The following is a 3,995-nucleotide window of genomic DNA, read 5'->3' as shown; positions in this document are numbered from 1 at the left end:
TCAGTTTCTCCAGCGGATCGCCTAATTCTGTTAATTTCTTGTATCGGTTCTCCTCATCAAAGAACCCTATCTGTCTTATTTTCATATCTCTATTTTACCACTTTTTTTCTTTTTTGTACAGGGGTTTTTAGATGTTACCTGAATATATTTCCTGCGCCGAAATGCACCCATGCGGGGCTTTCGGCGGTCTTTTTTCTCATTTGCCCGATATCATATCCCGGGAGCTTTATGCCTGCATTTTCCCAGGCTTTGCAGTCCTTTATCCCTTTAAGTGATAATTCCAAAACGAAACATCTCCTCTGTATACCTTTGATAACGTTCATTGTGAGGATATTCGGGTATTTTTTCCTCAGAATGTCATGACACTATATTATCGAAAAAAGGAGAATTATCATGAAGCATTATTTCAGATCGGTGGGTCTTATCCTTGCTGCTGCAATGCCCTTGACAGCCTGCGGCGCACAGACGGGAAACGTGGATGACACTGCGGCGGTCACGTCCTCTGTTAATGAAGCTCAGTCAGAAAATGACAAGCCTGCCGACGACTTTCACAAACAAATGGTCGATCGTTCCCTTTACAGTCTTGGCAACACTCAGCGTCTTAAAGCGAAAATGGAGAAGGCTCGTTCGGGTGAGGAAACTACCGTTGCATATATCGGCGGTTCTATTACCGAAGGGGCAATGGGCGGTCCTCTTGGCTGCTACGCTTACCTTTCCTATGAATATTTCAGGGATACCTACGGAAACGGAGACAATGTAAAGTACATCAATGCGGGATTTAGCGGAATTTCATCTACCTTAGGCGTTCTTCGTGCCGAAAGAGATGTGCTTTCAAAGAATGCCGATATCGTGTTTGTTGAATTTTCGGTCAATGACACCATGGAAGTTGTTTCAAAGGAGGCATATGAGTCGCTGGTCAGAACTATCCTTGAAACTGATAACGAGCCTGCTGTGGTACTCCTATTTAACCGTATGGAGGGCGGCTATTCCGCACAGCCACACATGAAGGAGATAGGCTCTCAGTATGATCTTCCCATGATATCCGTTGCCGATGCGATCACTGCCGAGTTTGACGAAGGCAGAATGACATGGGGGGGGATTTCTCCGAGGACTATGCTCACCCCACAAAGGACGGACATAAGCTTGTCTGCGAGTTCATCGAAAATATGTATCAGGCTGCAGAAGCCGCACCCGACAGTGAACAGTATGTGCTCCCCGATACTCCAAAATTCGGAACAGCCTTTAAGTCACCTGCACTTATCACTCCTGAGCTTAACAGCGACAGGATCACTATTGCAGATATGGGTTCTTTTGAGGTGAAACAGGCAGGTTCTCAGGGCTTTGATAAATGCTGGCAGCTTTGTGACGGCACATCTCCCATAAAATTCGATACAAAGGGAAATGCTCTTTTTGTTATCTACAGACGCAACAAGACGGAGGATATGGGCAGCTTTGATATTCTTGTGAACGGTGCAAAGCTTAAAACAATTAACACCTATAACAAGGACAGCTGGGGAGAAGCATTCCCCGAGCTTGTAATAAAATTTCAGACCAACAAGGATATGACTGTGGAGATAGTTCCCTGTGAAGGGAGTGAGGACAAAAAAATTCAGATACTGGGCATCGGCTCCGCAGAGAATGGAAAGAAAATAGGAATATGAAAAAGGCAAAATTATTTTTATCAATGCTAATGGTACTTGCAAGCTTTGCAGCCTGCGGCAGTCCGTCTGACAATGTGAGCGATAATGGCGGAGCATCTGAAACGGATGTTAATGCGACCGAAACGGAAACATCAGCAGAGATGAGTTTAACCGAGCAAAGCTATTTTGATTGGGCGTCAAAGACCATAGCCGATTCTTCATATTAGGAAAAGACTGTCGAGCCTTACGGTTCCTTTGAAAAAAAGAGCTATTTATCAAACACCGCAGGACGGGAAACTCCTGTGAATGTGCTGCTTCCTCCGAATTACAGCGAGGATAAGGAATATCCTGTTCTTTACATTATTCACGGCTTCTGGGATACCGAGGAATGGATGGCAAGGGATATTGTGGGAATACCCAAAATGCTCACCGAGCTTTATTCCGAGGGCAAGGCTGAGGAAATGATCGTTGTTCTGCCCTATATCTTCACCAGCAAGGAAATGCCCAGATGCACGGGAATGGACCTTGAAAATTCCCTTGCCTATGACAATTTCATAAACGACCTTACCACTGACCTTATGCCATTTATCGAGGAGAATTACTCCGTTAAAAAGGGCAGAGAAAATACAGCTGTTACAGGCTTTTCCATGGGCGGCAGAGAATCCCTGTTCATCGGCTTCACACGCCCCGACCTGTTCTCCTATGTGGGAGCTGTTTGTCCTTCACCGGGACTTGTTGAGATACCCGGTTCTCCGATGCACCCCGGTCAGATAGATAAGAGCGAGCTTTCTGTCACCAAGGGCAGCGAGCCAAGACTTGTGTACATCACCTATTCAGACTGCGACGGTGTTGTTGCGGATTCCCCTTCAAGCTATTGCGCTCTGCTTGATACCAACGGTGTGGAATATGCGGTCAAGGTGCTCCACGGCACAGGACACGACCACACAAGCGTTAAGCCTCATCTTTATGATTATTTACAGGTGATCTTTAAGTAATATATCTGATACTATCGCAAAAAAACATATACTTTGCACAATTTTTGATTGGCAGTATCAGGCTCTTTGAGCTATAATATAATTACAGGAAATCGTATTATAAAGCTATCTTCATTTCTTTTTTCTCCTATAAAAATTATCCTCCCGGGCATAGCTTGGGGGGGATAGTTTTTTATGAAAATAGCAGTCAAAAATCGGCAAAATATATCGGAAAGGACGAATAATTATGAATCCATATCTTCCAAGATGGGAATACATTCCCGACGGCGAACCGAGAGTATTCGGTGACAGAATCTATATTTACGGCTCCCATGACTCTGCAGGTGCAGACGAGTTCTGCGATTATGTTTTAAAATGCTGGAGCGCACCTGTTTCCGACCCTACAAAGTGGATATGCCACGGAGATATCTTCCACACCCGTTCTGACAGAGATCACCCTTCCGACATTGACTGGGGAACGGAGGAGTCCAGACTTTTTGCCCCCGATGTTGTTTGCGGAAAGGACGGAAAATACTATCTTTACGCATATATTGCAAACTCAAAGGGCTGCGTTGCCGTAAGCGACAGACCCGAAGGTCCTTTTACTCTTGTGTCAAAGTATAAATATACCATACCCGATGAAATTTGCTGCGGCGGTATTTTTATTGACCCGGGTGTGCTTGTGGACGATGACGGACGCACATATATATACTGCGGATATCTGAGATCATTCCTTGCAGAGCTTAACAGCGACAATATGTACGAGGTTCTTGACAATACCTGCATAGAGGATTTTATCCCTAAGGAAACCACAGAAAAGGGCAATTTCAGCGAAGAGGATTCCCTTTTCTTTGAGGCTTGCTCACCCAGAAAAATCAACGGCACATATTATATGATATACTCCCCCAAGCATTGCAGCAGACTTGCATATGCGACCTCTGACAGTCCCACAGGACCTTTTACATACAGAGGATATATTATTGACAGCGGAGTGGATTACCCCGGCGGAAACGATCACGGTTCTATTGCCTGCATAAACGGTCAGTGGTATGTTTTCTATCACAGAATGACAAACGGTACGATCATGTCAAGACGTGGCTGCGTTGAAAAGATCGAGATTCTTCCCGACGGTACTATCCCCCCTGTTGAACCCACATCTCTGGGATTTGCGGACAGCCTTGACCCTTATGAGATAACTCCTGCGGATATTGCCTGCGTTCTGAAAGGAAGGTCCTTTATAACCGAAAAGAATCTGTTTGAACGGGTAATAATGAACATTCACGACGGTGATGTTATCGGCTACAAGTATTTTGATTTTGGTGAGGACTTTTCAAGCAAAACAATGGAATTTGCCGCTAAGATCAACGGAACAGGCTGTAAC

General features: G+C 44.9%; 5 protein-coding genes and 1 pseudogene. 5 read left to right on the top strand and 1 reads right to left on the bottom strand.

Annotated elements, in window-relative coordinates; translation table 11 throughout:
* Positions 1-134: 134 nt before the first annotated feature.
* Entirely contained in the window at positions 135-284 is a 150-nt protein-coding gene (locus ACR0QN_RS14020) for a hypothetical protein (protein WP_432651844.1), read from the bottom strand.
* A gap of 109 nt (positions 285-393) precedes the next feature.
* On the opposite strand from ACR0QN_RS14020, the gene ACR0QN_RS14015 reads away from it, so the two are divergent.
* The 5 genes and pseudogenes from ACR0QN_RS14015 to ACR0QN_RS13995 all read left to right on the top strand — a co-directional run.
* Positions 394-1,320 (top strand): SGNH/GDSL hydrolase family protein, encoded by a 927-nt coding sequence (locus tag ACR0QN_RS14015; protein WP_432651843.1) that lies wholly within the window; start codon positions 394-396, stop codon positions 1,318-1,320.
* Positions 1,302-1,661: a hypothetical protein gene (locus ACR0QN_RS14010; protein ID WP_432651842.1), complete on the top strand. Its 360-nt coding sequence runs from the start codon at positions 1,302-1,304 to the stop codon at positions 1,659-1,661. The genes ACR0QN_RS14015 and ACR0QN_RS14010 overlap by 19 nt, the downstream gene beginning before the upstream one ends.
* Positions 1,662-1,690: 29 nt before the next feature.
* Entirely contained in the window at positions 1,691-1,867 is a 177-nt protein-coding gene (locus tag ACR0QN_RS14005) for a hypothetical protein (RefSeq protein WP_432651841.1), read from the top strand.
* Positions 1,868-1,927: 60 nt separating this feature from the next.
* A pseudogene (locus ACR0QN_RS14000) lies at positions 1,928-2,635 on the top strand (alpha/beta hydrolase); the annotation flags it as partial.
* 226 nt (positions 2,636-2,861) lie between these two features.
* Positions 2,862-3,995: family 43 glycosylhydrolase (locus tag ACR0QN_RS13995; protein WP_432651840.1), on the top strand; the 1,134-nt coding region annotated here is incomplete at its 3' end.

This window comes from Huintestinicola sp., assembly GCF_050874005.1.
In the GTDB taxonomy this organism is placed as follows: Bacteria; Bacillota; Clostridia; order Oscillospirales; family Ruminococcaceae; genus Huintestinicola.
The sequence above is the reverse complement of the archived record's forward strand: the minus strand, read 5'-3'. Positions and strand labels throughout refer to the sequence as shown.